At 71.1% G+C, this 21,750-nt stretch carries 24 protein-coding genes; 14 read left to right on the top strand and 10 right to left on the bottom strand.

Annotated elements, in window-relative coordinates:
• Positions 1 to 54: 54 nt before the first annotated feature.
• Together ABD978_RS17170 and ABD978_RS17175 are read right to left on the bottom strand one after the other, a co-directional pair.
• Entirely contained in the window at positions 55 to 690 is a 636-nt protein-coding gene (locus ABD978_RS17170; protein ID WP_345354720.1) for a choice-of-anchor P family protein, read from the bottom strand.
• Between the two features lie 47 nt (positions 691 to 737).
• The gene (locus ABD978_RS17175) at positions 738 to 1,541 is read right to left on the bottom strand and encodes a L,D-transpeptidase (protein ID WP_345354722.1); all 804 of its coding nucleotides are present in this window, start codon (positions 1,539 to 1,541) and stop codon (positions 738 to 740) included.
• Between the two features lie 365 nt (positions 1,542 to 1,906).
• Between ABD978_RS17175 and ABD978_RS17180 the strand changes: the two genes are divergently transcribed.
• From ABD978_RS17180 to ABD978_RS17190, 3 genes are all read left to right on the top strand, one after another.
• The gene (locus ABD978_RS17180; protein ID WP_345354724.1) at positions 1,907 to 3,565 is read left to right on the top strand and encodes an FAD-dependent oxidoreductase; all 1,659 of its coding nucleotides are present in this window, start codon (positions 1,907 to 1,909) and stop codon (positions 3,563 to 3,565) included.
• On the top strand, positions 3,562 to 4,989 hold the full coding sequence (locus ABD978_RS17185) for a sensor histidine kinase (RefSeq protein WP_345354727.1): 1,428 nt from the start codon (positions 3,562 to 3,564) through the stop codon (positions 4,987 to 4,989). The genes ABD978_RS17180 and ABD978_RS17185 overlap by 4 nt, the downstream gene beginning before the upstream one ends.
• A gap of 105 nt (positions 4,990 to 5,094) precedes the next feature.
• Entirely contained in the window at positions 5,095 to 6,501 is a 1,407-nt protein-coding gene (locus ABD978_RS17190; protein WP_345354729.1) for an amino acid permease, read from the top strand.
• On the opposite strand, the gene ABD978_RS17195 is transcribed toward ABD978_RS17190, so the two are convergent.
• A complete protein-coding gene (locus ABD978_RS17195) occupies positions 6,485 to 6,628 on the bottom strand; it encodes a hypothetical protein (protein ID WP_345354731.1) in 144 nt (47 codons plus the stop codon). The two genes, ABD978_RS17190 and ABD978_RS17195, sit on opposite strands and share 17 nt — an antisense overlap.
• Here ABD978_RS17195 and ABD978_RS17200 point away from each other — a divergent pair.
• Positions 6,617 to 6,919 carry an SbtR family transcriptional regulator gene (locus tag ABD978_RS17200; protein ID WP_345354733.1) on the top strand — a complete coding sequence of 101 codons (303 nt, stop codon included), beginning with the start codon at positions 6,617 to 6,619 and terminating at the stop codon, positions 6,917 to 6,919. The genes ABD978_RS17195 and ABD978_RS17200 overlap by 12 nt on opposite strands.
• Before the next feature lie 5 nt (positions 6,920 to 6,924).
• On the opposite strand, the gene ABD978_RS17205 is transcribed toward ABD978_RS17200, so the two are convergent.
• Positions 6,925 to 8,073: an FAD-dependent monooxygenase gene (locus tag ABD978_RS17205; RefSeq protein WP_345354735.1), complete on the bottom strand. Its 1,149-nt coding sequence runs from the start codon at positions 8,071 to 8,073 to the stop codon at positions 6,925 to 6,927.
• Positions 8,074 to 8,192: 119 nt separating this feature from the next.
• Here ABD978_RS17205 and ABD978_RS17210 point away from each other — a divergent pair, with 119 nt between their 5' ends.
• From ABD978_RS17210 to ABD978_RS17225, 4 genes are all read left to right on the top strand, one after another.
• Positions 8,193 to 8,870, top strand: coding sequence for a TetR/AcrR family transcriptional regulator (locus tag ABD978_RS17210; protein ID WP_345354737.1), 678 nt, complete (start codon positions 8,193 to 8,195; stop codon positions 8,868 to 8,870).
• A 101-nt stretch (positions 8,871 to 8,971) separates the two neighbouring features.
• Positions 8,972 to 9,394 carry a large conductance mechanosensitive channel protein MscL gene (gene mscL, locus ABD978_RS17215; protein ID WP_345354739.1) on the top strand — a complete coding sequence of 141 codons (423 nt, stop codon included), beginning with the start codon at positions 8,972 to 8,974 and terminating at the stop codon, positions 9,392 to 9,394.
• Between the two features lie 12 nt (positions 9,395 to 9,406).
• Positions 9,407 to 10,510, top strand: coding sequence for a YihY/virulence factor BrkB family protein (locus tag ABD978_RS17220; protein ID WP_345354741.1), 1,104 nt, complete (start codon positions 9,407 to 9,409; stop codon positions 10,508 to 10,510).
• A gap of 23 nt (positions 10,511 to 10,533) precedes the next feature.
• Entirely contained in the window at positions 10,534 to 11,256 is a 723-nt protein-coding gene (locus ABD978_RS17225; protein WP_345354743.1) for an MgtC/SapB family protein, read from the top strand.
• A 21-nt stretch (positions 11,257 to 11,277) separates the two neighbouring features.
• Here ABD978_RS17225 and ABD978_RS17230 read toward each other — a convergent pair whose 3' ends face one another.
• Positions 11,278 to 11,661 carry an STAS domain-containing protein gene (locus ABD978_RS17230; protein WP_345354745.1) on the bottom strand — a complete coding sequence of 128 codons (384 nt, stop codon included), beginning with the start codon at positions 11,659 to 11,661 and terminating at the stop codon, positions 11,278 to 11,280.
• Positions 11,662 to 12,036: 375 nt separating this feature from the next.
• Positions 12,037 to 13,347 carry an APC family permease gene (locus tag ABD978_RS17235; protein WP_345354747.1) on the bottom strand — a complete coding sequence of 437 codons (1,311 nt, stop codon included), beginning with the start codon at positions 13,345 to 13,347 and terminating at the stop codon, positions 12,037 to 12,039.
• Between the two features lie 91 nt (positions 13,348 to 13,438).
• On the opposite strand from ABD978_RS17235, the gene ABD978_RS17240 reads away from it, so the two are divergent.
• Positions 13,439 to 13,912 (top strand): Lrp/AsnC family transcriptional regulator, encoded by a 474-nt coding sequence (locus tag ABD978_RS17240; protein ID WP_345354749.1) that lies wholly within the window; start codon positions 13,439 to 13,441, stop codon positions 13,910 to 13,912.
• A gap of 135 nt (positions 13,913 to 14,047) precedes the next feature.
• Here the strand turns inward: ABD978_RS17240 and ABD978_RS17245 are convergent, their stop codons facing one another.
• Both ABD978_RS17245 and ABD978_RS17250 read right to left on the bottom strand, forming a co-directional pair.
• Positions 14,048 to 15,223 carry a DMT family transporter gene (locus tag ABD978_RS17245; protein ID WP_345354751.1) on the bottom strand — a complete coding sequence of 392 codons (1,176 nt, stop codon included), beginning with the start codon at positions 15,221 to 15,223 and terminating at the stop codon, positions 14,048 to 14,050.
• 316 nt (positions 15,224 to 15,539) lie between these two features.
• Positions 15,540 to 16,337 carry an ATP-binding protein gene (locus ABD978_RS17250; RefSeq protein WP_345355932.1) on the bottom strand — a complete coding sequence of 266 codons (798 nt, stop codon included), beginning with the start codon at positions 16,335 to 16,337 and terminating at the stop codon, positions 15,540 to 15,542.
• Between the two features lie 145 nt (positions 16,338 to 16,482).
• Here ABD978_RS17250 and ABD978_RS17255 point away from each other — a divergent pair, with 145 nt between their 5' ends.
• The 5 genes from ABD978_RS17255 (at position 16,483) to ABD978_RS17275 (ending at position 20,119) form a co-directional block, all read left to right on the top strand.
• Entirely contained in the window at positions 16,483 to 17,283 is an 801-nt protein-coding gene (locus ABD978_RS17255) for a helix-turn-helix domain-containing protein (RefSeq protein ID WP_345354753.1), read from the top strand.
• Positions 17,274 to 17,468, top strand: a complete 195-nt coding sequence (locus tag ABD978_RS17260) for a DUF397 domain-containing protein (protein ID WP_345354755.1) — start codon at positions 17,274 to 17,276, stop codon at positions 17,466 to 17,468. The genes ABD978_RS17255 and ABD978_RS17260 overlap by 10 nt, the downstream gene beginning before the upstream one ends.
• 158 nt (positions 17,469 to 17,626) lie before the next feature.
• Entirely contained in the window at positions 17,627 to 18,142 is a 516-nt protein-coding gene (locus ABD978_RS17265) for a hypothetical protein (RefSeq protein ID WP_345354757.1), read from the top strand.
• Positions 18,143 to 18,585: 443 nt separating this feature from the next.
• Positions 18,586 to 19,194 carry a hypothetical protein gene (locus ABD978_RS17270; protein WP_345354759.1) on the top strand — a complete coding sequence of 203 codons (609 nt, stop codon included), beginning with the start codon at positions 18,586 to 18,588 and terminating at the stop codon, positions 19,192 to 19,194.
• A 724-nt stretch (positions 19,195 to 19,918) separates the two neighbouring features.
• Positions 19,919 to 20,119, top strand: coding sequence for a hypothetical protein (locus ABD978_RS17275; RefSeq protein ID WP_345354761.1), 201 nt, complete (start codon positions 19,919 to 19,921; stop codon positions 20,117 to 20,119).
• A gap of 170 nt (positions 20,120 to 20,289) precedes the next feature.
• Here ABD978_RS17275 and ABD978_RS17280 read toward each other — a convergent pair whose 3' ends face one another.
• On the bottom strand, positions 20,290 to 20,685 hold the full coding sequence (locus tag ABD978_RS17280; RefSeq protein ID WP_345354763.1) for a carboxymuconolactone decarboxylase family protein: 396 nt from the start codon (positions 20,683 to 20,685) through the stop codon (positions 20,290 to 20,292).
• Between the two features lie 78 nt (positions 20,686 to 20,763).
• Positions 20,764 to 21,654, bottom strand: coding sequence for a LysR family transcriptional regulator (locus ABD978_RS17285; protein WP_345354765.1), 891 nt, complete (start codon positions 21,652 to 21,654; stop codon positions 20,764 to 20,766).
• Between the last annotated feature and the right edge of the window lie 96 nt (positions 21,655 to 21,750).

Genomic DNA, 21,750 nt, shown 5'->3' on the forward strand with positions numbered 1-21,750 from the left:
CAGCGCGACGGCCCCCGGGTCGTGAACCCGGAGGCCGTCGCGTCATGGGTGCTCTCAGCCGGTGACGGGCAGGTCGCTGGGGACCGGCTCGGGCTTCGGCGCCTGTCCGGGCGGCTCCTTCCGGATTCCGGCGCAGGTGGCGGAGGAGACGCTGAGGGTCTGGGTGTGGCCGGGGCCGAGGGGCAGGATGGCCTCGATGGCGGTGACGGTGACGGTGCCGTCGGCGTTGCGCACCTGTTTGTTGAGGGTGACGCTGGCGGCGCCGAGCCCCTGGACGGGGATCCTGAGGGCGCTGTTGGGCGCGGCGTCGGCGGCCAGGCGGCGCCCGGCGAGGGTGGCGTTCACCAGGTGGCTGGTGGCGGTGCCGGCCGTGCAGGTGGCGGTGACCAGGTGGGCCCTGAGGGCGGCCTTGGCGACGCTCAGGTCGGTGACGCTGGCGCGGGCATAGGCCGGCTTGGCGGTGACGTGCAGGACCTTGACGTCGATGAGGGGGTTGGCCGGCAGGTGCAGCAGGCTTCTGTCGGCGGTGGCGGCGACGGCCGGGGTCGCGGGGATGGCGACCAGACCGGTGGCGGCCAGACCGTAGGCGGAACCCGTCCCGCCGGTGGCCGAGGCCGTTTCGCTCATGACCAGGGGCGCGGCCAGCGCACCCGCGATGGCCGCGCAGGCGGCCAGACGTATCGAACGCATGGTGACTCCTTGAAAGTAGGTGAAAGCGCGGACGCTTCCCTCGAGAGCTAGGCCGTGACGAGGACCGACGTGCCGAGGGGGACCTCGGACAACTGCTTCAGAGCGTCAGCGGGGACGCGGACGCAGCCGTGCGTGACCGCCTTGCCGAAGACCGACGCGCTCGGCCAGCCGTGGAACGCGACCGTGCCCGGGCCGCCGCCGAACGTGTCGAGCGTCTCGGAGTGCGCCCCCACCGGCAGGATGAGCGGGCTGTAGGTCTTCTTGGCGGGCGCCAGGGAGGCCAGCAGGAACGTCCGGCCAACGGGGGTCGGCGTCTTGGCCGCCCCGACCGCGACGGTCCAGGTGCCCAGCTTGTGGCCGGACTTGGTGAGCGTCAGCGTGCGCGCCGAGGTGTCGACCTTGATCTCGTACGGGCTGCGGGCGGTGTCCAGGCCGACCTTCCCGGTGGGGATCCAGCCGGTCGAGCGGTTCGGCCGGCTGGGCAGCAGAACGCGGTCCCACCCCGACTTGGTCTCGACGACCGGCACCCAGGTCGGGCTGCCGAGCTGAGCGCTCGGCAGCACGGCCACCGCCGGTCCCCCGGCCGTGGCCGACACGGGCACGGCGGCCTTCGGGTGCACCACCGTGCCGTCGGACATCGTGTCGGCGGTGTCCTGCCCGAGACCCTTCAGCGTGGTGTACGTCGTCGCCTGCGGCAGCTTTCCGGCGGGCGACGCCGCCGGCCCGCCGCCGGCCGGGGCCGGCGAGGGGCTCTTGCCGCCGCAGCCCGTCACCGGCAGCGCGACGGCCACCGTGACAGCGGCGACCGCCATCAGACCGCGGGCGCGCAGCGGCGGGTGGGCCGTCGCCACACGGCGACGACCAGCGCGATTGGAACGATCGGTCACGAATACTCCCGTAGATCGTGATGCAGGGGGAGGCGAGCGGGATCTCGCGAGACCGTGATCTCGGAGGGAAGCCACATAACTACCACAAGTAATCATGCACACGTCTGCCACTCTCCGAAATCAATTGACAACGGATGCCCACGTGCGGAGATGACGCTGGATATCGGCGTCGTCACCGTACGGTGACAATGACCTCACCTCGGCAGGCCGACCCGGAGCCCGCATGGCGGGTGCGGAGTTCACCACGCCCGTACGGGCCGGACCGGGCGGGCCGCGGACGGGGCGACCGGCTCTCCCCCGGAAGACCGCGGGCTGGAATGATTCAGGTCATGAGCATGCCGATCCTGATGACGGTCGACGATGACCCGTCGGTCTCCCGCGCCGTCGCCCGCGACCTGCGGCGACGTTACGGAAACGACTACCGCGTCGTACGTGCCGACTCAGGCGCCGACGCGCTCGACGCGCTGCGGGAGATCAAGCTGCGCGGCGACGCGGTCGCCGCGATCCTGGCCGACTACCGGATGCCGAACATGAACGGCATCACCTTCCTCGAGCAGGCGATGGACCTGTTCCCGCACGCCCGGCGCGCGCTGCTGACCGCGTACGCCGACACGGACGCGGCGATCCAGGCGATCAACGTCGTCGACGTCGACCACTACCTCCTCAAGCCCTGGGACCCTCCGGAGGAGAAGCTCTACCCGGTGGTGGACGCGCTGGTGGAGACCTGGCGTGCCGTCGGCGACCGGCCGGTCGAGGAGACCAAGCTCATCGGGCACCGTTGGTCGCGGCCGTCGTACGAGATGCGGCAGTTCCTGGCCCGCAACTCGGTGCCGTACCGGTGGTACTCCGTGGACGAGCCCGAGGCGACCCGGCTGCTCGAGGCGGCCGGCGCGGCGCCGGACGAGATCCCGGTGGTCATCACCCCGGACGGCAAGACGCTGCGCGCGCCGACCGGCTCGGAGATCGCCTCCGCGGTCGGGCTCTCGACCGAACCGGCCGCCGAGTTCTACGACCTCGTGGTGATCGGCGGCGGGCCGGCCGGGCTCGGCTCCGCGGTGTACGGCGCGTCGGAGGGCCTGCACACCGTCCTGGTGGAGAAGAAGGCCACCGGCGGCCAGGCCGGACAGAGCTCCCGGATCGAGAACTACCTCGGCTTCCCCGACGGCGTCTCGGGCGCGCAGCTCACCGACCGCGCGCGCCGCCAGGCGGCGAAGTTCGGCGCCGAGGTGCTCACCGCCCGGGACGTCGTCGGGCTGACCGCCCGCGGCCCGGCCCGGGTGATCACGTTCGGCGACGGCACGGAGATCGCCGCCCGCGCGGTCGTCCTGGCCACGGGCGTCTACTACCGCGCGCTGGAGGCCGAGGGCGCGGAGCGGCTCACCGGGCAGGGCGTGTACTACGGCTCGGCGTCCACCGAGGCCCCGGCCTGCCAGGACAAGGACGTCTACATCGTCGGCGGGGCGAACTCCGCCGGGCAGGCCGCGGTGTTCTTCTCCCACCACGCCCGTTCGGTCACCCTTCTCGTACGGGGGCCGTCGCTGGAGCGCTCGATGTCGCACTACCTGATCGAGCAGTTGCGGGACATCGACAACGTCCACGTGCGGGTGCGCACGACCGTCGAGGCGGTGGACGGCGAGGAGCACCTGGAGCGGGTGACGCTCCGCGACGCCGAGACCGGGAAGACGGAGACGCTGCCGACGAACCACCTGTTCGTGTTCATCGGCGCGGCGCCGCGTACGGAGTGGCTCGGCGACACGATCTCCCGGGACTCGCACGGCTTCGTGTGCACCGGCCCGGACCTGCTCCGCGAGGGGCGCCGCCCGCCCGGCTGGACGCTCGACCGCGATCCGCTGTACCTCGAATCGTCCATGCCCGGAGTGTTCGTCGCCGGTGACGTACGCTCGCAGTCGGTCAAGCGGGTCGCCTCCGCCGTCGGCGAGGGCGCGATGGCCGTCGCTCTAGTGCATCGGTACCTGGAGGAGCGTTGAGCACCGAAACCCTCACCCCCGACGAACTCCGTACCCTCTTCCTGTTCGAGGGGCTCTCCGACGAGCAACTGGCCTGGGTCGCCGAGCACGCCGGCGTCGAGCACCACCCCGCGCAGGCCCGGGTCATCGCCGAGGGCGACCCCGCCACCTGCTTCTACGTGCTGCTGTCCGGCACGCTGCGCATGTGCCGTACGGTGCACGGCGACGAGGTGGAGCTCATCCGCACCGACCAGCGCGGGGTGTACTGCGGGGCGACCGAGTTCCTCATGGGGCAACGGGACGACCAGCGCTACTCCGCGTCGGTGTACGCCGTCACCGACCTGAGCTTCCTCACGCTGCCGGCGGCGGAGTTCGGCGAGCGCTTCGTCGCGTGGTTCCCGATGGCCGCGCACCTGCTCGAGGGCATGTTCCTCGGCAAACGCGCCACCGACGCGCTCATCGGCCGGCGGGAGCGGCTGATCGCGCTCGGCTCGCTGTCGGCCGGGCTGACCCATGAGCTGAACAACCCGGCCGCCGCCGCGGTCCGGGCGACGGCCGCGCTGCGCGAGCGCGTCGCCGGGATGCGGCACAAGCTGGCGCTGCTGGCCCGCAACGACATCGATCCCGACCTGCTCGAACGCCTCATCGAGGTTCAGGAGCTGCTGGTCAAGCAGGTCTCCGACGCGCCGCGGCTGAGCGCGATGCAGACCGCGGACCGCGAGGACGAACTGGCCGACTGGTTCGACGAGCACGACGTCGCGGCCGGGTGGGACCTCGCCGCGGTGTTCGTGCCGGCGGGCATCACGGTGGAGCGCCTGGAGGAGGTGCGCGCGGCCGTCGGCGCGAACGACCTCAACACCGCGCTGCGCTGGCTCGGCTACGCCGTGGAGACCGAGACGCTGATGGGCGAGATCGAGGACGCCACGACCCGGATCTCCGCCCTCGTCGGCAAGGCCAAGCAGTACTCCCAGATGGACCGGGCCCCGTTCCAGTGGATCGACGTCCACGACGGCCTGACCTCCACGCTGGTCATGCTGTCCGGGAAGATCGGTAAGGGCGTCCGGGTCGTCAAGGACTTCGACCGGTCGCTCCCGGAGATCCCGGCGTACGCCGGCGAGCTCAACCAGGTCTGGACCAACCTGATCGAGAACGCGCTGGGCGCGATGGGCGGCGAGGGCACGCTGACGATCCGCACCGGCCGGAACAACGACCGGGTGCTGGTCGAGATCGGCGACACCGGGCCGGGGGTCCCGGCCGACCTGCGGGAACGGATCTTCGAGCCGTTCTTCACGACCAAGCCGGTCGGCGAGGGCACCGGGCTGGGGCTGGACATCTCCTGGCGGATCGTCGCAAACCGGCATCACGGCGACCTGCGGGTCACCTCGGAGCCGGGCGACACCCGCTTCCAGGTGTTCCTGCCGCTGACCGAGCAACCCGAGACCTGACGGTTTCAACTCTCCCTGACTGGACAATCACTCCCAGTCGCCACATAAGCTCCTCTGAGCCTGCGGTGTGACGATTTGGCTGCGGTAAGTGATCAGGAGGGGTAGATGGCCGACAAGAGCCTCCAGAAGGGGCTGAAGAACCGCCACGTCGGCATGATCGCCATCGGCGGCGTCATCGGGGCGGGGCTGTTCGTCGGGTCGGGCGCCGGCATCCACACCACCGGGCCGGCGATCCTCGTCTCGTACGCCATCGCCGGCCTGCTGGTCGTCCTCGTCATGCGGATGCTCGGCGAGATGTCGGCCGCCTCCCCCGACACCGGCTCCTTCTCGGCCTACGCCGACCGCGCGATCGGCCGCTGGGCCGGCTTCACGATCGGCTGGCTGTACTGGTGGTTCTGGGCGGTCGTCCTGGCCGTCGAGGCGACGGCCGGCGCCAAGATCGTGCACGGCTGGATTCCGGCCCTGCCGCAGTGGCTCCTGGCGCTCGCCCTGATGATCCTGCTCACCGCGACGAACCTGTTCTCGGTCGGCTCGTACGGCGAGTTCGAGTTCTGGTTCAGCACGATCAAGGTGGCCGCGATCGCGGTGTTCATCGTGCTCGGCCTCCTCGCCATCTTCGGGCTGCTGCCCGGCACGCACGCCGTCGGCATGAGCAACCTGACCGGGCACGGCGGCTTCTTCCCGCATGGGTCCGGCGCGGTGATCACCGGCCTGCTGACCGTGGTGTTCGCGTTCATGGGCAGCGAGATCGTCACCATCGCGGCGGGCGAGTCACAGGACCCGGGCCGCGCCGTGACGCGCGCCGTGAACAGCGTGATCTGGCGGATCCTGGTCTTCTACCTCGGCTCCATCGCCGTCGTCATCACGCTGCTGCCCTGGAGCGCGAGCGACGTCGCCAAGAGCCCGTACGTCGCGGTCCTCGACCGGATCGGCATCTCCGGGGCCGGCACGATCATGGACGTCATCGTCCTCACCGCCGTGCTGTCCTGCCTGAACTCCGGCCTCTACACGGCCTCGCGGATGGCGTTCTCGCTGGCCGAGCGCGGCGACGCGCCGAAGGTGTTCGGTGCCACCACCGCGCGCGGCGTCCCGCACGTCGCGATCTGGATCTCGGTGGCCTTCGGGTTCGTGGCGGTCATCTTCAACTACACCAGCCCGGACACCGTCTTCCTCTTCCTGCTGAACGGCTCCGGCGCGGTCGCCCTGTTCGTGTGGACCGTGATCGCCGTGTCCCAACTGCGGATGCGCCGCCGCCTGGAGCGCGAGGCGCCCGACCGCCTGCTCGTCCGCATGTGGCTGTTCCCGTACCTCACCATCGCCACGATCGCCGGCATCGCCGCGATCCTCGTGACGATGCTGTTCGACGACAGCGGCCGGCCGCAGGTCCTGTGGTCGGTGGTGGTCGCCGCCGTCGTCCTCATCGCCGCGTTCATCCGCCACGGCCGGAGCCACGCCGCCGAGGCCGGCAGCGCCGAACCCAGCGGCGCCAACGCCGTCACCGCCGAGCACTGACCGCCGCCCGCGCGATGGCCCGGTCGTCGCCGTCGACGAACTTCATGCCCTGGACGTCGGTGGCCGCAGCCCGGACCCGCGGCATGATCCCCATGCGCTCGACCACGTCGACGGCGTGGTCGCGCACGTCGACGCCGTTGCCCCCGGCGCGCAGCGCGGGGGCCCGCCCGCGACCACGGCCCTGCGAGCCGAGCTCGTCCAGGTGGTGGAGAAGATGCTCGCCGGAGCGCGCGAGGCCGGCGCGATCCGCACCGACCTCGACCCCGCCCTCACCACGGTCCTGGTCGGCCAGACCGCCTACGCGATCGCCCGCGCGCAGCCGGCGTCCCGGCAGCTCACCGACGCGTTCGTCACCGTCCTCATGGACGGCCTCCGCCCGCGGCCTCCCGCCCGGAACACCGGAGCGTCGTCGGCCTGACCGGCTCAGGCCACGGCCCGGGTCAGCCTGCCGCGCACCCAGCCGGTGGCCGCGGCGGCGGGCCACAGCCGGGAGGCGAGGTTCCGGGTCGCGATGCCGGCGCGCGAGGCGGGGACCATCAGCGTGGCCGCTGTCGCCGCGTTGTTCTGCTTCGGCGTGACCAGCGCGCGGTGCGCGGCCTCGTAGCGGGCGAAGGCGCCGTCGGGGGCGGCGGCCAGTTCGCACGCCAGGGTGTAGGCGCCGGCCATGGCCAGCGTGGAGCCTTCGCCGAACAGCGACACCGACGAGGCCGCGTCGCCCAGCAGCGCCACGCGCCCGTCGTGCCACCGGTCGATCCGCACCTGGCTGACCGAGTCCAGCCACAGGTCCTCCGCGGCCATCGCCTGGTCCAGCAGGCCGGGCACGCGCCAGCCCGCCCCGGCGTAGGCGTCGGCCAGGATGCGTTTGTGCTGCCGCAGGTCGCGGTGGTCGAAGCCGGCCACCTCCGGGCTCCGGAAGATGAAGGCGGCCAGCGCTCGGCCGCGCACGGGGTGGACGGCCACCATGCGGCCAGGGGAATTGTGGATGACCACGCTCTTCGCCTCCTCGGCCGGGCCGTCCAGCGGCATCGTGGCCACGTACAGCCCCATGTGGCGCACGAACCGGTCCTCGGGCCCGAAGACCAGGCGGCGCGTCATCGAGTGCAGCCCGTCGGCGCCGATCACGAGGTCGAACCGGCGCGGCTCCGCCTTCTCGAAGGTGACCTCCACCCCGTCGCCGTCCTGGCCGATCGCGGTCATGCTGTCACCGAACAGGTACTCGGCCGAGTCGCGGCTCGCCTCGTACAGGACCGTGGCCAGGTCGGTTCGCGTGATCTCCACCTCCCGGCTGCCCCAGGCCCGCTGCAGGGCGCCGGTGTTCACGCCGCCGACCCGGCGGCCGGAGTCGTTGACGAAGCTCATTCCCCTCGCGGTGGTCGCCGCGTCGCGTAGTCGCTCCAGCACGCCCATTCGCTCGGCGACCTCCACCGCCGGTCCGCGCACGTCGACCGGACTGCCGCTGGAGCGCAGGCCGGCGGCCCGCTCCACGACGGTCGTCTCGAACCCGTGCCGGGCCAGCCAGTAGGCGAGCGTCGTCCCGCCGATGCCGGCTCCGGAGATCAGAACTGTCCTCATGCCGTCCTCCACCGCGTCTGCTTCCAGCGTCGCCATGACTGTATGACTATTTTTGAAATCTGGTCAACCGTCTCGCTGATGGTTGACCAGAACTCGCATCTGGTCATACGGTGACCGGCGTGGAACGAGTCCGAGCCCCCCGCGACCGGGCCGAACGCGCCGCCCGCATCCTCGACGTGGCCGCCGACCTGCTGCTGCGCCACGGCTACCGGCGGGTGACCATCGACGACGTGGCCACCGGAGCGGACATCGGCAAGGGCACCGTCTACCTGCACTGGAAAAGCCGCGACCAGCTCTTCGGCGCGGTCTTCACCCGCGAGGTGTGCTCCGCCATCGCCGAGGTACGGCAGGCGCTCGTGGAGGAGCCGCAGACCTGCCTGCTCCATCGCTTCGCGCAGTCCTACTTCCTGGCCATCGCGCGGCGGCCACTGCTGCGCGGGTTCCTCCTGGCCGACCCCGAGCTGATGGGCAGGCTGACCGTCAGCCTCGACGACCGGCATACCGAGATGGCCCGCGGCTACTTCGAACTGCTGGCCGAGCACCGCCTGCTCCGTGACGACATGGAGGTCGACGAGGTCGGTCACGCCTACCAGGCGACGTTCGAGGGGTTCCTGCGCGCCTCCGCCGACGGCTGGGAACGGCGGGCGGACCTCCTCGCGCGGACCGTTCGGCGGGCCTTCGAGAGCGACGTGGTCCTGCCCGAACCCACGGTGCGGGAGCTCGCGTCCGCGACATCGGCGCTGCTCAAAGACCTGATCGACGCGGATCTCGCCGACTCCGGCGCCATTCCCGGATAAGGGACGAGCGGACCGGGCGCTCCACTCGCCGCTACGCGGAGTTCGGACTTGGCCGCAATCCGGAGCATAGAGGGCGTCAGACGGGAATACTGCCTGCCGTGATGAGCGGCTTTCGTAAGTTCATATTGCGCGGCAACCTCGTCGACCTCGCCGTCGCCGTGGTGATCGGTACCCAGTTCAGCAACCTCGTCAAGAGTTTCGTCAACTCCTTCATCAATCCGCTGCTGGCAGTGGTGGGCGGGAAACCCGACTTCACCAGCCTCGTCCTCACCGTCGGCAAGGCCAAGTTCACGTACGGGGCCTTCCTCACCGAGGCGGTGTCCTTCCTCATCTCCGCGGCGGTCATCTACTTCGTCATCGTCCTACCGGTCACGCGCGTACTGCACCTGTTCGATCGGAAGCAGGCGGCGGCCGAGCGGGACTGCCCCGAGTGCACGATGAAGATCCCCCTGGCGGCGCGGCGGTGCCCGGAGTGCACGGCCGTCATCACGCCGGCGACCGAACAGCCCCTGTCGATCGTCTGAGGGAGCCTGAGAATGAGGAAGTCGGCCGTCGGCAGGTCCGCCGAGACCGAAGCCCCCGAGCACGGAACCCCCGACACCGAAGCCCCCGATACCGAAACCCCCGATACCAGAGCCTCCGAGACCGAAACGCCCGAGACCGACGCTCCCGAGAAGGACGCCGCCGAGACGGATGCTCCCGAGGAGGAGGCTCCCGAGCCCACCGACCTCGGCGTCCGCTGGTGGTGGGCGGCGCTGCGCCGGACCGTCGGCGAGGTGCAGCGGGACGATCTCGTCGACCGGGCGGCGGCCCTGACCTACTACGGCGTCCTGTCGGTGTTCCCGGCGCTGCTCGTCCTCGTGTCGCTGCTCGGCCTGACCGGCAAGAACACACTGCAGCAGCTCATCGACGAGCTCGGCAAGGCCGCCCCCGGACCGGTACGCCAGCTCGCGATCAACGCGCTGACCGAGTTGCAGCACGGGACCGGCGCCGCCGGTCTGGCCGGAGTGCTCAGCCTCCTGGTGGCGCTGTGGTCGTCCTCCGGGTACGTCGCCGCCTTCATGCGGACCTCGAACGTCGTCTACGACGTGCCCGAGGGCAGGCCGCTGTGGAAGACGCTGCCCATCCGCCTCGGCATCACGATCGTGATGCTGGTCTGCCTGACCGTGACGGCGGTGACCGTGGTGGTCACCGGGGGCATCGCGCGCCGCGTCGGCGACCTGATCGGCGCCCAGTCCGCGACCGTCACCGTCTGGGACATCGCCAAGTGGCCGGTGCTGCTGCTGGTCGTGAGCTTCATGTTCGCGCTGCTGTACTGGGCCTCCCCCAACGCCAAACAGGGCTTCCGGTGGGTCAGTCCCGGCGGCGTCCTCGCCGTGCTGCTCTGGCTGGTCGTCTCCGCCGGATTCGCCCTGTACGTCGCGAACTTCGGCTCGTACAACAAGACGTACGGCAGCCTGGCGGGCGTGGTCGTCGCGCTGATCTGGCTGTGGATCTCGAACCTCGCGGTCCTGCTCGGCGCGGAGTTCAACGCCGAACTCGAACGCAGCCGCGCCATCGAGGCCGGCCATTCCCCGCGCGAGGAACCGTACGTCGAGCTGCGCGACACCCGGACAATCAAGGATGACGAGATGCCCTGAGCCGCGCGAACTAGCCTGGAACGGTGGTGCCGGCCTACTTCGGAGAGCCGACCGGCCAGGGATGGGCGCAGGTCGGCGACCTCGCGCTGGCCCTGGCCCTGTCGGCCGCGATCGGGCTCGAACGTGAGGTCAGGCACAAGAGCGCCGGGCTGCGCACCCACACCCTGGTGGGCTTCGCCGCCGCCCTGATCATGCTGGTGTCGAAGTACGGCTTCACCGACGTCCTGGGCCCGCACGTCACGCTGGACCCGTCCCGGGTCGCCGCCCAGATCGTCACCGGGATCGGGTTCGTCGGCGGTGGGCTGATCTTCGTACGCCGCGACGCGGTCCGCGGGCTGACCACCGCCGCCATCGTCTGGCTGACCGCCGCCGTGGGCATGGCGGCGGGCGGGGGCCTCTGGCTGCTCGCCGTCCTGGTCACCACCGGGCACTTCCTCGTGGTGTTCGGGCTGACCCCGCTGGCGGCCCGGCTGCCGCGGTCGAAGTACGCGTCCTCGCGCCTGCGGCTGGCCTACCGCAGCGGGCGCGGCTCGTTGCGCGAGGCCCTCGCCCGGTGCACGAGCCACGGCTTCACGGTCAGCGAACTGTCGGTCGAGGACCGGGGCGAGGGCGACGATCCGCGCGTCGTCTCGGTCTGGCTGTCCGTGCAGGGCATCGGGCCGGTCAACGAGCTGGCCGTCCTGCTGTCGGAGATCGAGGGCATGGTCGCGGTCTCGTCCGACGACGTCAACGTCCTCCGGGAGTGACGCCCTCGCCCGGGACCGGTCTCAGTTCTGCGGAGCGGACGTGCGGTCGCCGCCGTGCGGGTGCTGCTCGAGCGCTTCGCGGACGGTCGGCTGGATCGGGATCGTCTGGTCGACGCCCGACATCTCCAGCAGCCGCGACATGCGGTCGGGAACCGCCGCCAGCGTGAGCGACCCGCCGGCCTCACCCGCCCAGCGGTGCAGCATGATCAGCGCGCTGAGCCCGCTCGAGTCGCAGAAGGGGACTCCGGACACGTCGAGGATCAGATGCGGATGACCGTCGCCGCCCGCCCCCCGTACGGCGGTGCGGAACCCTCCGCTGGTGTAGAGGTTCAGCTCCCCCTTGACGGTGAGGACAGCGATGGGCCCGCTGACGTCGATGACGTCAACGTCCAGATCCTTCACCATCTGACACCTCTTCCCTAGGGCGACGCTGCTGCCGATGATAGGTCAGGGCTTCCCCTGACGAGCGCCCCCACACGTTTCCGGGCCACGAGATCACCCACCGTGGCCGGCCACGGGAATCTCCGGGACCGGGGAACAAGGACGCCGCTCGCTCCGTTACATCCACCGTGGCCGATGTGCCTGGTGTCCCCGGGCCTCATCTATCGCCTTCGCGGAATACCGTTCGGCTGGAGCCGCGTTGTGCCTTTCGCCGAGAGGCGACCCGCACATCGGTACACATGCTGCGACGGCCCTGCCGGGATCCCCGGCAGGGCCGTTCGTCTTCCTCCGGAGCCGCCGCCCGTACGTGGAACCCGACCGGGAGCCCGGCCGTGGGGCTCAGCCGGACGGCTTCGCGATCCGTCGGCGGACGGCCAGGACGGCGCCCGCCGCCAGCGCCACGGGCAGGAGAAGGTAGGCGCCGCAGGACAGCAGCACCAGGCCGGTGAAGACGGTGGCCGCCGCCGCGAGCGTACGGCCACGGCGGTCGCCGCGGGGCAGGAGGCGGACGGCCGAGGCCGTTCCGACGACCGTGACCGCGGCCAGGCAGGCGGCGGTGGCCCGCATCAGCGTGTCGAGCCCGAGCCCGTACGGAACGGCGACCGCGGTGACCAGGGCGGTGAGCGCCGCCAGCAGAACGAGGCTGCGGTGCGGCACCTGCCCGGCCACCGCTCCCTTGGCGAGGGGCGCGGGCAGGGCGCCGTCGCGGGCCAGGGCGGCGCCGAGCCTGGCCCCGCCGGCGATGTAGGTGTTGACCGCGATGAAGCTCAGGATGACGGCGACGACGCCGGTGGCCGTCCGGGCTCCGGCGCCGATCCCCTCCTGCAGGAGCAGGGCGAGCGGGACCGGTGAGGTCGCGGCCCGTCCACCGAGGACGCCGAGCACGGTGACCACCAGCCCGAGGTACAGCACGCCCACGATCAGCAGGGTCAGCGTGGTCGCGCGGAGCATCGACCGGCGCGGATCGGCGAACTCCCCGGACAGGTGGCTGGCCGCCTCCCACCCCGCGAACGCGAAGAACAGCACTCCCGCCGCGTGCACCACACCGAGCGCGCCGTGCGGGGCGAACGGCGCGAGGTTCCCCCACGACAGTCGTGGTCCCGCCGTGACGATGGCGGTGGTCAGCAGCGCGGCCAGCCCGCTCACGAGCACCACCTGTACCCGGCCGGACATCCGCAGCCCGCCATGATTCGTCGCGAACGCCGCGGCCAGCAGGACGACCGCCACCACCACCGCCCACGGGCGGCCGACACCGACGGCGGAGGTGACGTAGTCCCCGCCGATGAGCGCACCGGCCAGCGTGCCCACCGGAACGATGCCGTAGAACCACCAGCCGACGATCGCCGCGATCCGCGGCCCGAACGCCCGCCCGGCGAAGGTCGCGACCCCACCGCCGTCCGGGTACCGCGACCCCAGGGCCGCGAACGTCAGCGCCACCGGCGCGCTCAGGACCAGCAGCGCCGCCCAGGCGAGGATCGAGGCGGGTCCGGCCGCCGCGGCGGCCAGGTGCGGCAGCGCCAGCACGCCCGGCCCCAGCACGGCCCCGACGAACAGCGCCGTACCCTGCGCCGTGCCCAGCCGGTGCTCGCGCGCCGGGGCGACCGCCCCCGCCGGTTCCTGTCGCGTCGACAGCGCCACGTCTTCTCCCATGATCGAACAAAACGCCTTGACGCTAGCCATCCGGCCGGTGAGGGCGACGGCTCACCGAACGTCTGTCCGGAATCGTGCCAATATTTCGGCCATGGACGAACTCGACGTTGAAATCGTGCGCCTTCTCCAAACGGATGCGCGGCAGTCCAACCGCGAGCTGGCGCGCAAGCTCGGCATCGCGCCGTCGACCTGCCTGGAACGGGTACGGACGCTGACCCGGCGGGGGGTGATCCGCGGCTACCACGCCGACATCAGCCTGGCCGCCCTCAACCGAGGCGTGCAGGCCCTGGTCTCGGTGAAGCTCCGGGTGCCCAGCCGCCCGTTCATCGACGCCTTCAAGGACTTCACGGCACGGCTCCCCGAGGTGCTGAGCGTGTTCGTCATCTCCGGCGACGACGACTTCCTCCTGCACGTGGCGGTGCCGGACCTCGACCACCTGCACGCGTTCCTGACCGACCGCCTCAGCAGGCGCCGGGAGGTCGCCGGATTCCGCACCTCGGTGATCTTCCAGCAGGTCCGCAACCCGGTACTGGACCGCCTCGACGACCCGGCCCCGCTCCCCTGAACCGGCCCCCGTACGGGCGCGGGCTCGGCGACCTCGCCGGTCGACCTCCCGCGGCAGAACCGTCGCATGTCAGAAGACGGACGAACGGCCCCGGGTCACCCCAGGGCCGTCACTGTCAGGCCGCGCACGCGGCGGCTAGTCCCTCCGCGCCGACGTCCGCCTCATTCGCCTCCGCCCCGGCCGACCAGGACGTTCCTTCTCCACGGGTCCGGGCCGCCGCTTTCGGCCCGGACCCGTGTTCGGCACCCCGCTGCGCGCGTTCGCCATCCGGGCCGCGCGCCTGGTGTGATGGTTCTCCTCCTCGTTGGCCCGCTCGTCCTCCGAGCCGGTCAGGGTCGCGTTCAGGAAGAAACCGACCAGGGCCATGCAGATCCCGGCGAGGCCCACCGGCCCCTGGGCCTGGCCCAGGACGACGAACCCCACCAGAGCGCCCAGCGCCGGCCCGGTCGACCCCACGGCCGCCGCCAGCCTCTCCGGACAGTGCAACTGCACCTGGGAGATCCAGTACAGGAGATTGCCGCCGACGCAGAGAACGCCGGAGACGATCCCCCACAGGACGATCCGCCAGGTCCAGTGGACCATGAGGAGAGAATGAGCTCCGATGACCAGATCGACCGCGTACGACAGGGCCATGGTCTTCACCAGGACTCCCGCGTTCGACACCGATTTCCCGGTCTTCACCCCCGTGGCGGACACCACCGCGCCGGCCACGGCGGCCAGCACACCGGCGATATCGACGTGCTCTCCCCAGGGGATGAACATCATCGCTCCCGCCGCCGACACCAGCGGCAGGAACAGCGGGAGTCCCTTGTCACCGCCCTTCCACGCGAGCGCGATCGCCATGGTGGTCGGGCCGAGGGTCACGATCGCCACCCCGGTCGCCAGCGGCATCCGCGCAGCGATGAACTGCGACAGAACGGCGCCGCCGAAGGCGGTCGCCAGGTAGGGCAGGATCGTCAGCACCCACCGATGCCGCTTCTCCGTCTCGACCATCCGAAACAGAGCCGCGTGCACCAAGGGGAACCTTCGAACGGCGCCCAGGACCCAGGAGAAGGTCTGATCCCGCCGCTTGGTGTCCGGCACGGCGTCGCGCAGTTTCGGCTCGGTCAGCCGTCGCCGCCCCGCCACCAGCCCGAGGCCGTACATCGGCAGGGCGAACAGGCAGAGGAGGGTGTTGGCCTGCAGAGCCGTCAGTTGGTGCCCGGCCGTCAGCGGCTGCAGGACCGCGCCCGACACCCGGGCGGCGATCGACGCTCCGATGAACGCGGATCCGGCCGTCAGCCAGACCGACCGGCCGGCGAGGCCGAGCAACCACCGCACCGCCCGGCGCGGGTGGTGAATCAGCCATCCGAATAACAGTCGCCATCGGCCGCCAGAGCGGCCCGACGCTTCTTTCCCGTTTTCGGGTTTCATGATGATTTCCTTTTTTGTGTAATCGCGCAGGTTCTTGCACTACGCGTGGCCGGCGACGCCTTTCCCGGATCGGCACCGGGTGGAGTCACCGCGCTCTCTTCACTGTCCAGACGACGCGTTCGTCGGCAAGCCTCTGAGCAGCCGTAACCGTCGGCTGCCGCGCCTGCTCAGGACCCTGAAGCCGGCGGCCGGCTCCGGTCACGGCGGCGAAGTGTCAAGAGCGACGACAGTCCGTGGCGGTGTCGAGTTCGGCGCAGTGGCGGACGATCCGTTCCACCACCTCGACGCGGTCGTACGGCGAGTGGCGCACGACGCCGAGACCGGGGGCGCGGTAGGAGATCGACCCGTCGCGCACCCAGACGTGCATCCCGGCGCGGACGCAGATGACGGCCATGCCGTAGCCGATGGCCAGTTGCAGGGGACCGAGGCCCCGGGCGGCGAGCAGGGCGTGGATCTCCTCCGCCGTCCGCCGCGCGGTGCTCTCGCCTGGCGTGACGAGCCCGGCCGGTACGGGCACGGTGAAGTACACCGCCTTTCCCGGAACCGGCCCGGCGCCCAGCCGCGACCGCGTCCGGTACATGCCCCACTCGCCGCCGTACTCCGCGGTCAGCGCGTCCACCACCTCGAAGCCGCGCCCACCCTCGGCGTACGGCGGCGGCCGCAGCCGCCCGTCCGGGACCGGCCCGCGCCACGGCGCCGAGTCGTAGACCGCGAACACGGCCTCCGGCTTCGCGCGCCATCGCACGTACGCCCACAGCTCCGGCAGCCCGGCGATCGGCAGGTAGGCCGGGATCGCGCCGCCGTACGCGTGGACGTGGACGTTGGTCGCCAGCTCGGAGAGCGCGACGGCGGCGTCGTACGTCGTGACGGCGGGCATGCGCAGCTCGCCGAACACCGCCTTCAGCACGCCGCGCGCGAAGCCCGCCCCGGTGGGGCCCGGCGGAAGAGGCCAGGCGGCGCACCCGCCGGCCGGTACGACCTTCGGATCGACGCCGCCGATCGCTGTCACCATGCTCACCTCGCCGTCCGTCTGTCGAAATTCCTTTCCACAGCCTGGCCAACCGACCTCACATTCGGTAATGACTCGCTCTACACTCCGTTACATCTCGGCTAATCGGCCCCGGCCGGTTGCGAACACCTGCCAACGGAGGTCCCCCATGCCGCGCCGACCGAGCCCCCTCGACCCGTCCGCGTCTCCCCTCGCCCTCTTCGGCGCCGAGCTGCGCTTCCTGCGCGAGCGCGCCGGCCTGTCCCAGGACCAGGCCGGCACGAAGGCCAACTACAGCGGCTCCCACATCGGCGCGGTCGAGCGCGCCGAGGACATGCCGCTCCGAAAGTTCGCCGAGCGGATGGACGAGGTCCTCGACGGCAGCGGCATCCTGCTGCGCCTCTGGGACGGCCTCCTCAAGCGCAGCGTCCACCCGCCCTGGTTCGACTGGCCGGTCCACGAGTCCGCCGCCGACCTGCTGCGCAGCTTCGAGCTCGCCCTGGTGTACGGCCTACTCCAAACGGAGGCGTACGCGCGGGCGCTGCTCCACGGCGACGAGCATCAGGTGCGTGCCCGGCTCGCGCGCCAGGAGATCCTCCAGCGCACCGAGCCCGAGCCGCCCTACCTCGCCTGCGTGCTCGACGAATCCGTGCTCTGGCGCGAGGTCGGCGGCCCGGAGGTGATGCGCGAGCAGCTCCAACACCTGGTCGCGGCCGTCTCCGAGCGAATCAGCGTGCAGATCCTCCCCTGCGGGCTGCACCGCGGCGTCAACGGGTCGTTCGTGCTCGCCACGGTCGACGACCGACGGGAGGTGGCGTACGTTGAGACGGCGGCGCGCGGGATCACGACGGGCGAGCCAGCGGACCTGGCGAGGCTGACCAAGCGGTTCGAGTCGATCCGGTCGCGGGCGCTGCCGGTCGACCAGTCCCTCGAGCTGATCACGCGGACGGTGAAGGAACGATGGAGCTGACCACCACCCTCGATTGGCGCACATCTACCCACAGCGGCGACGACGGCGGCAACTGCGTCCAAGTGGCGCTCTGGCGCAAAGCGAACCGCAGCGGCGACAACGGTGGAGCCTGCGTCGAGGTCGCGGTGCTGCCGGTCGCCAAGGCGACGCGGCCCGCGCCGGGCGTGGCTAGCGGTACCTCGTAGCGGGCGATCGGCGATCGCTCGTTCGCGGGTGGCCGTGGCCGGCGGAGTCGCTCGCGGGCGGTCGTGACCGGAAGACCGTTCGCGGTCGCATCCCAGCCGGACGTTCGCGTTCGGAAAATCGTTCGCGACCGTGCCCTGCGCTGGAGAGACTGCCGGGCGTGGCCATAACTCAGCAGCTCGCCCGGGTCTCCGGGGCCGAGCTCGACGCCTGCCGGGCGTCGGTCGAGACGCTGAACCTGCTGTGCTCCTTCGACCTGCGACCACGGTCGGACCACCTTGACCTCGACTGGTCCCCGGAAGGTCTCCTCCGGTCCTGCGAGGTCGCGGGGGTCGACGCCGCGACGGTCGCGGCGCTCCGCCGTTCGGTCGACGGAGACGACGAGGTCAATCCCGCATACCGCGACTTCCCCAATTCCATCTGGAGTCATCCGGTGACCGCGTTGGTGCCGGACGCCGTCGCGGAGGTCGCCGCTCAACTGCGGCGGATCGAACCACGGGCCGTGCTCGACGTGCTTCCCGCCGACCCGGCGGAGGCGCTGACGCGAATGGGCCGGAGCGTCGAGTTCCTGTCGGGCCATCCCCGCCGCTACCTCGAGGAGCACTTCACCGCCCTGCTCGCCTTCTACCGCGACACGGCCGTGCGAGGCCTGGCCGTCGTCCTCTGGTGGGACTGACCGATCCGAGCAAGCCCCCTCCTGCCTTCGGTGCGGTGTGGTGCGGCGGGCAAAAGTCTTGGAGAACCTCCCTACGGCCGCCCGAATGACCATGCTTCGTCCGCATTTGCTGGCCCGGTCGCGAAGCATTGACCGAACTTTCTGTGCGCCCCCATCACCCCCGGCCGCACGCACGCGCACGGCACCACTGGGGTGGTGGGCGAAAGTCTCGAAGACCCCGCTCACCGTCGCCTGTTTCATCACGCTTTGCCCGCCTTTATGGGCCGGGACTCAAAGCGTTCGCGGCACCGCAGGTTCCTGACCTGCGCTGTGGGCTACGCCGACGTGTGATTTTTGAGAAGGTCCCCGTTCCGAGCAACTTCGGTGGCCTGGCGAGCATCTCTTCTCGTGAGGTTGATGATCACGAGTGCTCGCCGCGCTCGGCCGAACTCGGGGAGAGTCAGATGCAGGGCAAGAGCCGACGGAAGTCGCGTGTACTGATCGCCGCGGTGGGCGTCGCGGGCGGTGTCGCCGCCGTCGTGACCGCCTTTGCGCCTTCCAGCTCAGCGCCGACCGCCACGGTCGACGCCGCTGCCAGGATGACCGCCCACGCGCCGACCGCCTTCGGGACCGGCACGGCGTCCCCCTTCCCCGCGACCGCTACGCCGCAGCCGTCCGCCGGGAACGCGCGGCCCTGCGCGGCAGAGCACGGGAAGTACCACGGCACGGTGCTGAGAAGGTTCCCCGTCTTCGGTGACATGGGTGCGCCGAAGGGCGAACGAGGCGGCACCCTCATCGTCATGAGGTCCACCTCATGCAACACCGTATGGGCCGAGGTGAAGAGGGACGGGAAGTATCGGGGGACGTACGGCACCACCGTCTGGGTCGCCACCTACGCCGACACGCCGACCGACCGCTGGAAGGTGGCCGAGAACGAGGCCGACGTGTCCACCAGCGGCGTGCTCTCCACGAAGGCGGTGCCCGCGCTCGCCCACGGACGAATCGAGGCGGAAGCCGGCTGGGCGGGAAACGACTTCAGCTTCAACACTCCTTCCCGCAGCATCCGGTACTGACGGCCTTTGCGCGACGGAATCGCGCTTCCCCGGCCCGGTCGGCGAGCGCGAGACGCTGCGCTCACCGAGCCTTCGCACGCCCCGAGGGACCGGGCAGTACAGCACGTTGCCGCCGCTGTTGCCGCACCAAAGCCGACCGTTCAGACGGCAGACCGGCGACATCGACGCCAACCTGTCAACGCCGACGGCAACATGTCCATAGCAACCGAAACTCGGGACGCCAGCAGGCGGCGTCACAGAACGGCGGCGGGCGATCGATCCCTTCGCCGCGATGCGGCGGGCGACACGATGTGGCGACCGGGCAGGATTCTCGGATAGCCCACCCCACCGCCGCCCGGTTTATCGCGCTTCGCCCGTCTTTGCGGACCCAGCCGCGAAGCATTCACCGAGACTTCCGCACGCCCACAGCCGCACACAGGTACGGCACGGCTGGGTGGTGGGCGAAACCTCGGAAAACCCACCCACCGCCGCGCGACATATCACGGTTCATGCCCCTGACGGGGCATGCGGCACCGCGTTCACCGAGCATTCTGCGCGCCAGCCAGCACCCACGACCAGCCGTCGGCGATCGGCGCGAACCCCTGACCTGCTGGGCCGTGCCGCCGGGGCGCGGCTCGCCGGAATTGTTGGGGTTGGAGGCAACTTCGGCGGCTTGTGGAGCATCTCCATTCATGAGGCAACGATCACGAGCGCTCGGTGCGCTCCGATCTCGGGGAGAGGCCCGGTGCAGACCAAGAACCGCCGCAGGATGCCCATACTGATCGCCGTGGTGGGCTTCGCGTGCGTCGCCGCGGCCGTCGCGACCGCGTTCGCTCCCTCCAGGCCCACGCCGGCCTCCACCGCCAAGGCCGCCGTGGCGGGCTCGCATCGAGTGGGCGGCGTGCGGTCGGCGGTCCTGCCCGCCCGGTTGCTGCGCCACCGCTGACGCGGCGGACGACCGAGTCCGCGCCCCGGGGCCGGACACGGTCCCGCAGACAGCCGACTCACGGCCCTGGGCCGGACACGGCTCTGCGGACGACCGGCTCCGCGGCCCGGGGACGGGACGTGGGTCTGGTGGACGCCCCGTTGCGCCCGGACCGGAGCGCTGCCGCGTGCTCACATCTCGACGGGGAGCAGGCCGCGTTCGGCGAAGACCTTCTTGGCGACGAAGGTCGCGTTCAGGGCGCGGGGGAAGCCGCAGTAACCGGCGGAGTGCAGCAGCGCCTCGACGATCTCCTGCGGGGTCAGGCCGACGTTGAGCGCGGCGTTGATGTGCACCTCGAGCTGCGGCTCCGCTCCGCCGAGGGCGGTGAGCATACCGAGGGTGACCAGCTGCCGGTCGCGCGGCGCCAGGCCGGGGCGGGCGTAGATCTCGCCGAATCCCCAGGCGACGACCTGGTGGCCCAGCTCCGGCGAGATGTCGGCGAGGGAGTCGACGACCTTCTGCCCGGCCTCGCCGTCGATCTGCCGCAGAACGTTCAGGCCGTGCTCGTACTTCTCTTCGCGGGTCATCGTGAACTCCCTGGTCTTTCGTCATGGTCGGCCGGCTCCGTGCCGGCACGTCGACGACGGTAGGACTTCGAGCGCGGTCTAACGCAAACCCGGGGCGGCCAGTTCGCGTACGACATCGACGAAGCCGTCGGCCAAGGCGTTGTCCGTGCCGGTGGGCCAGGCCAGCGCGACCCGGAGCGGCTCGACGTCGGTGAGCGGCACCCAGACCAGGTCGGGGCGGGCGGAGTACCGCGCCATGCCGGCGGGCGCGAAGCAGATCGCCGCTCCCTCGGCGACCTGTTCCAGCATCTCCTCGACGTTGTCGTTGGTCGGGCCCCAGCGCGGGGCCGAACCGTCCGGCCGCGGGTTCACCGCCCACCAGTCGACCCATGCGCGCGGCGCGCGTTCGGTCCACATCAGGGGTTCGTCCTTGACGTCGAGGATCGACAGCCCCGTACGTTCGGCGAGCGGGTGACCGGCGGGCAGGCCGACGACCCGCTGGTCGGTGTGCACGACCTCGCTGTGCATGCCCGTCAGGTCGGCGGGCAGCCACACGAAGGCGACGTCCACCCGGCCGTCGCGCAGCGCGGCCGCCTCCTCGCCCCAGTCGAATCGCTTGGGCTCGACCCGTACGCCCGGGTGACGGCGAGCGAACTCCGCGCGGGCGCGCGTGGTCAGCTCGCCCGCGCCGCTGGCCTCGAATCCCACGCGCAGCACGCCCGTGGCGCTGCGGCGGTGGCGTTCGGCCGCGGCGGTGACGCGGTCGGCCTGCTGGAGTGTCAAGCGAGCCTCGGCGAGGATGTCGCGTCCTGCGACGGTCGCGGTGACGCCGCCGGCGTGCCGGTCGAACAGCCGCACGCCGAACTCCGCCTCCAGGTTCTTGAGGGCGTACGAGAGCGCGGGCTGGCTGACGTACAGCCGCGCGGCGGCGCGGCCGAGGTTCCCCTCGTCGTCGATCGCCACCAGGTACCGCAACTGCCGCAGCTCCACGCTGCGATCATAAGCCGCCTTTATGACTCAAGTGATCTTTTGTCTTGGACGCTCCGGCCGGCTCGCTGCCATAACTGAGACATCCCACTTCGACAG

The sequence above is a fragment of the Actinoallomurus liliacearum genome (genome assembly GCF_039542035.1).
GTDB lineage: Bacteria > Actinomycetota > Actinomycetes > Streptosporangiales > Streptosporangiaceae > Actinoallomurus > Actinoallomurus liliacearum.

What these genes read in the sequence shown, in the direction of transcription:
- ABD978_RS17250 (WP_345355932.1), bottom strand. Translation starts at nt 16,337, where the DNA reads ATGGTGACAGCGATCGGCGGCGTCGATCCGAAGGTCGTACCGGCCGGC.
- ABD978_RS17270 (WP_345354759.1), top strand. Translation starts at nt 18,586, where the DNA reads ATGCAGGGCAAGAGCCGACGGAAGTCGCGTGTACTGATCGCCGCGGTG.
- ABD978_RS17235 (WP_345354747.1), bottom strand. Translation starts at nt 13,347, where the DNA reads ATGGGAGAAGACGTGGCGCTGTCGACGCGACAGGAACCGGCGGGGGCG.
- ABD978_RS17240 (WP_345354749.1), top strand. Translation starts at nt 13,439, where the DNA reads ATGGACGAACTCGACGTTGAAATCGTGCGCCTTCTCCAAACGGATGCG.
- ABD978_RS17190 (WP_345354729.1), top strand. Translation starts at nt 5,095, where the DNA reads ATGGCCGACAAGAGCCTCCAGAAGGGGCTGAAGAACCGCCACGTCGGC.
- ABD978_RS17255 (WP_345354753.1), top strand. Translation starts at nt 16,483, where the DNA reads ATGCCGCGCCGACCGAGCCCCCTCGACCCGTCCGCGTCTCCCCTCGCC.
- mscL (WP_345354739.1), top strand. Translation starts at nt 8,972, where the DNA reads ATGAGCGGCTTTCGTAAGTTCATATTGCGCGGCAACCTCGTCGACCTC.
- ABD978_RS17230 (WP_345354745.1), bottom strand. Translation starts at nt 11,661, where the DNA reads ATGGTGAAGGATCTGGACGTTGACGTCATCGACGTCAGCGGGCCCATC.
- ABD978_RS17180 (WP_345354724.1), top strand. Translation starts at nt 1,907, where the DNA reads ATGAGCATGCCGATCCTGATGACGGTCGACGATGACCCGTCGGTCTCC.
- ABD978_RS17280 (WP_345354763.1), bottom strand. Translation starts at nt 20,685, where the DNA reads ATGACCCGCGAAGAGAAGTACGAGCACGGCCTGAACGTTCTGCGGCAG.
- ABD978_RS17220 (WP_345354741.1), top strand. Translation starts at nt 9,407, where the DNA reads ATGAGGAAGTCGGCCGTCGGCAGGTCCGCCGAGACCGAAGCCCCCGAG.
- ABD978_RS17170 (WP_345354720.1), bottom strand. Translation starts at nt 690, where the DNA reads ATGCGTTCGATACGTCTGGCCGCCTGCGCGGCCATCGCGGGTGCGCTG.
- ABD978_RS17205 (WP_345354735.1), bottom strand. Translation starts at nt 8,073, where the DNA reads ATGAGGACAGTTCTGATCTCCGGAGCCGGCATCGGCGGGACGACGCTC.
- ABD978_RS17260 (WP_345354755.1), top strand. Translation starts at nt 17,274, where the DNA reads ATGGAGCTGACCACCACCCTCGATTGGCGCACATCTACCCACAGCGGC.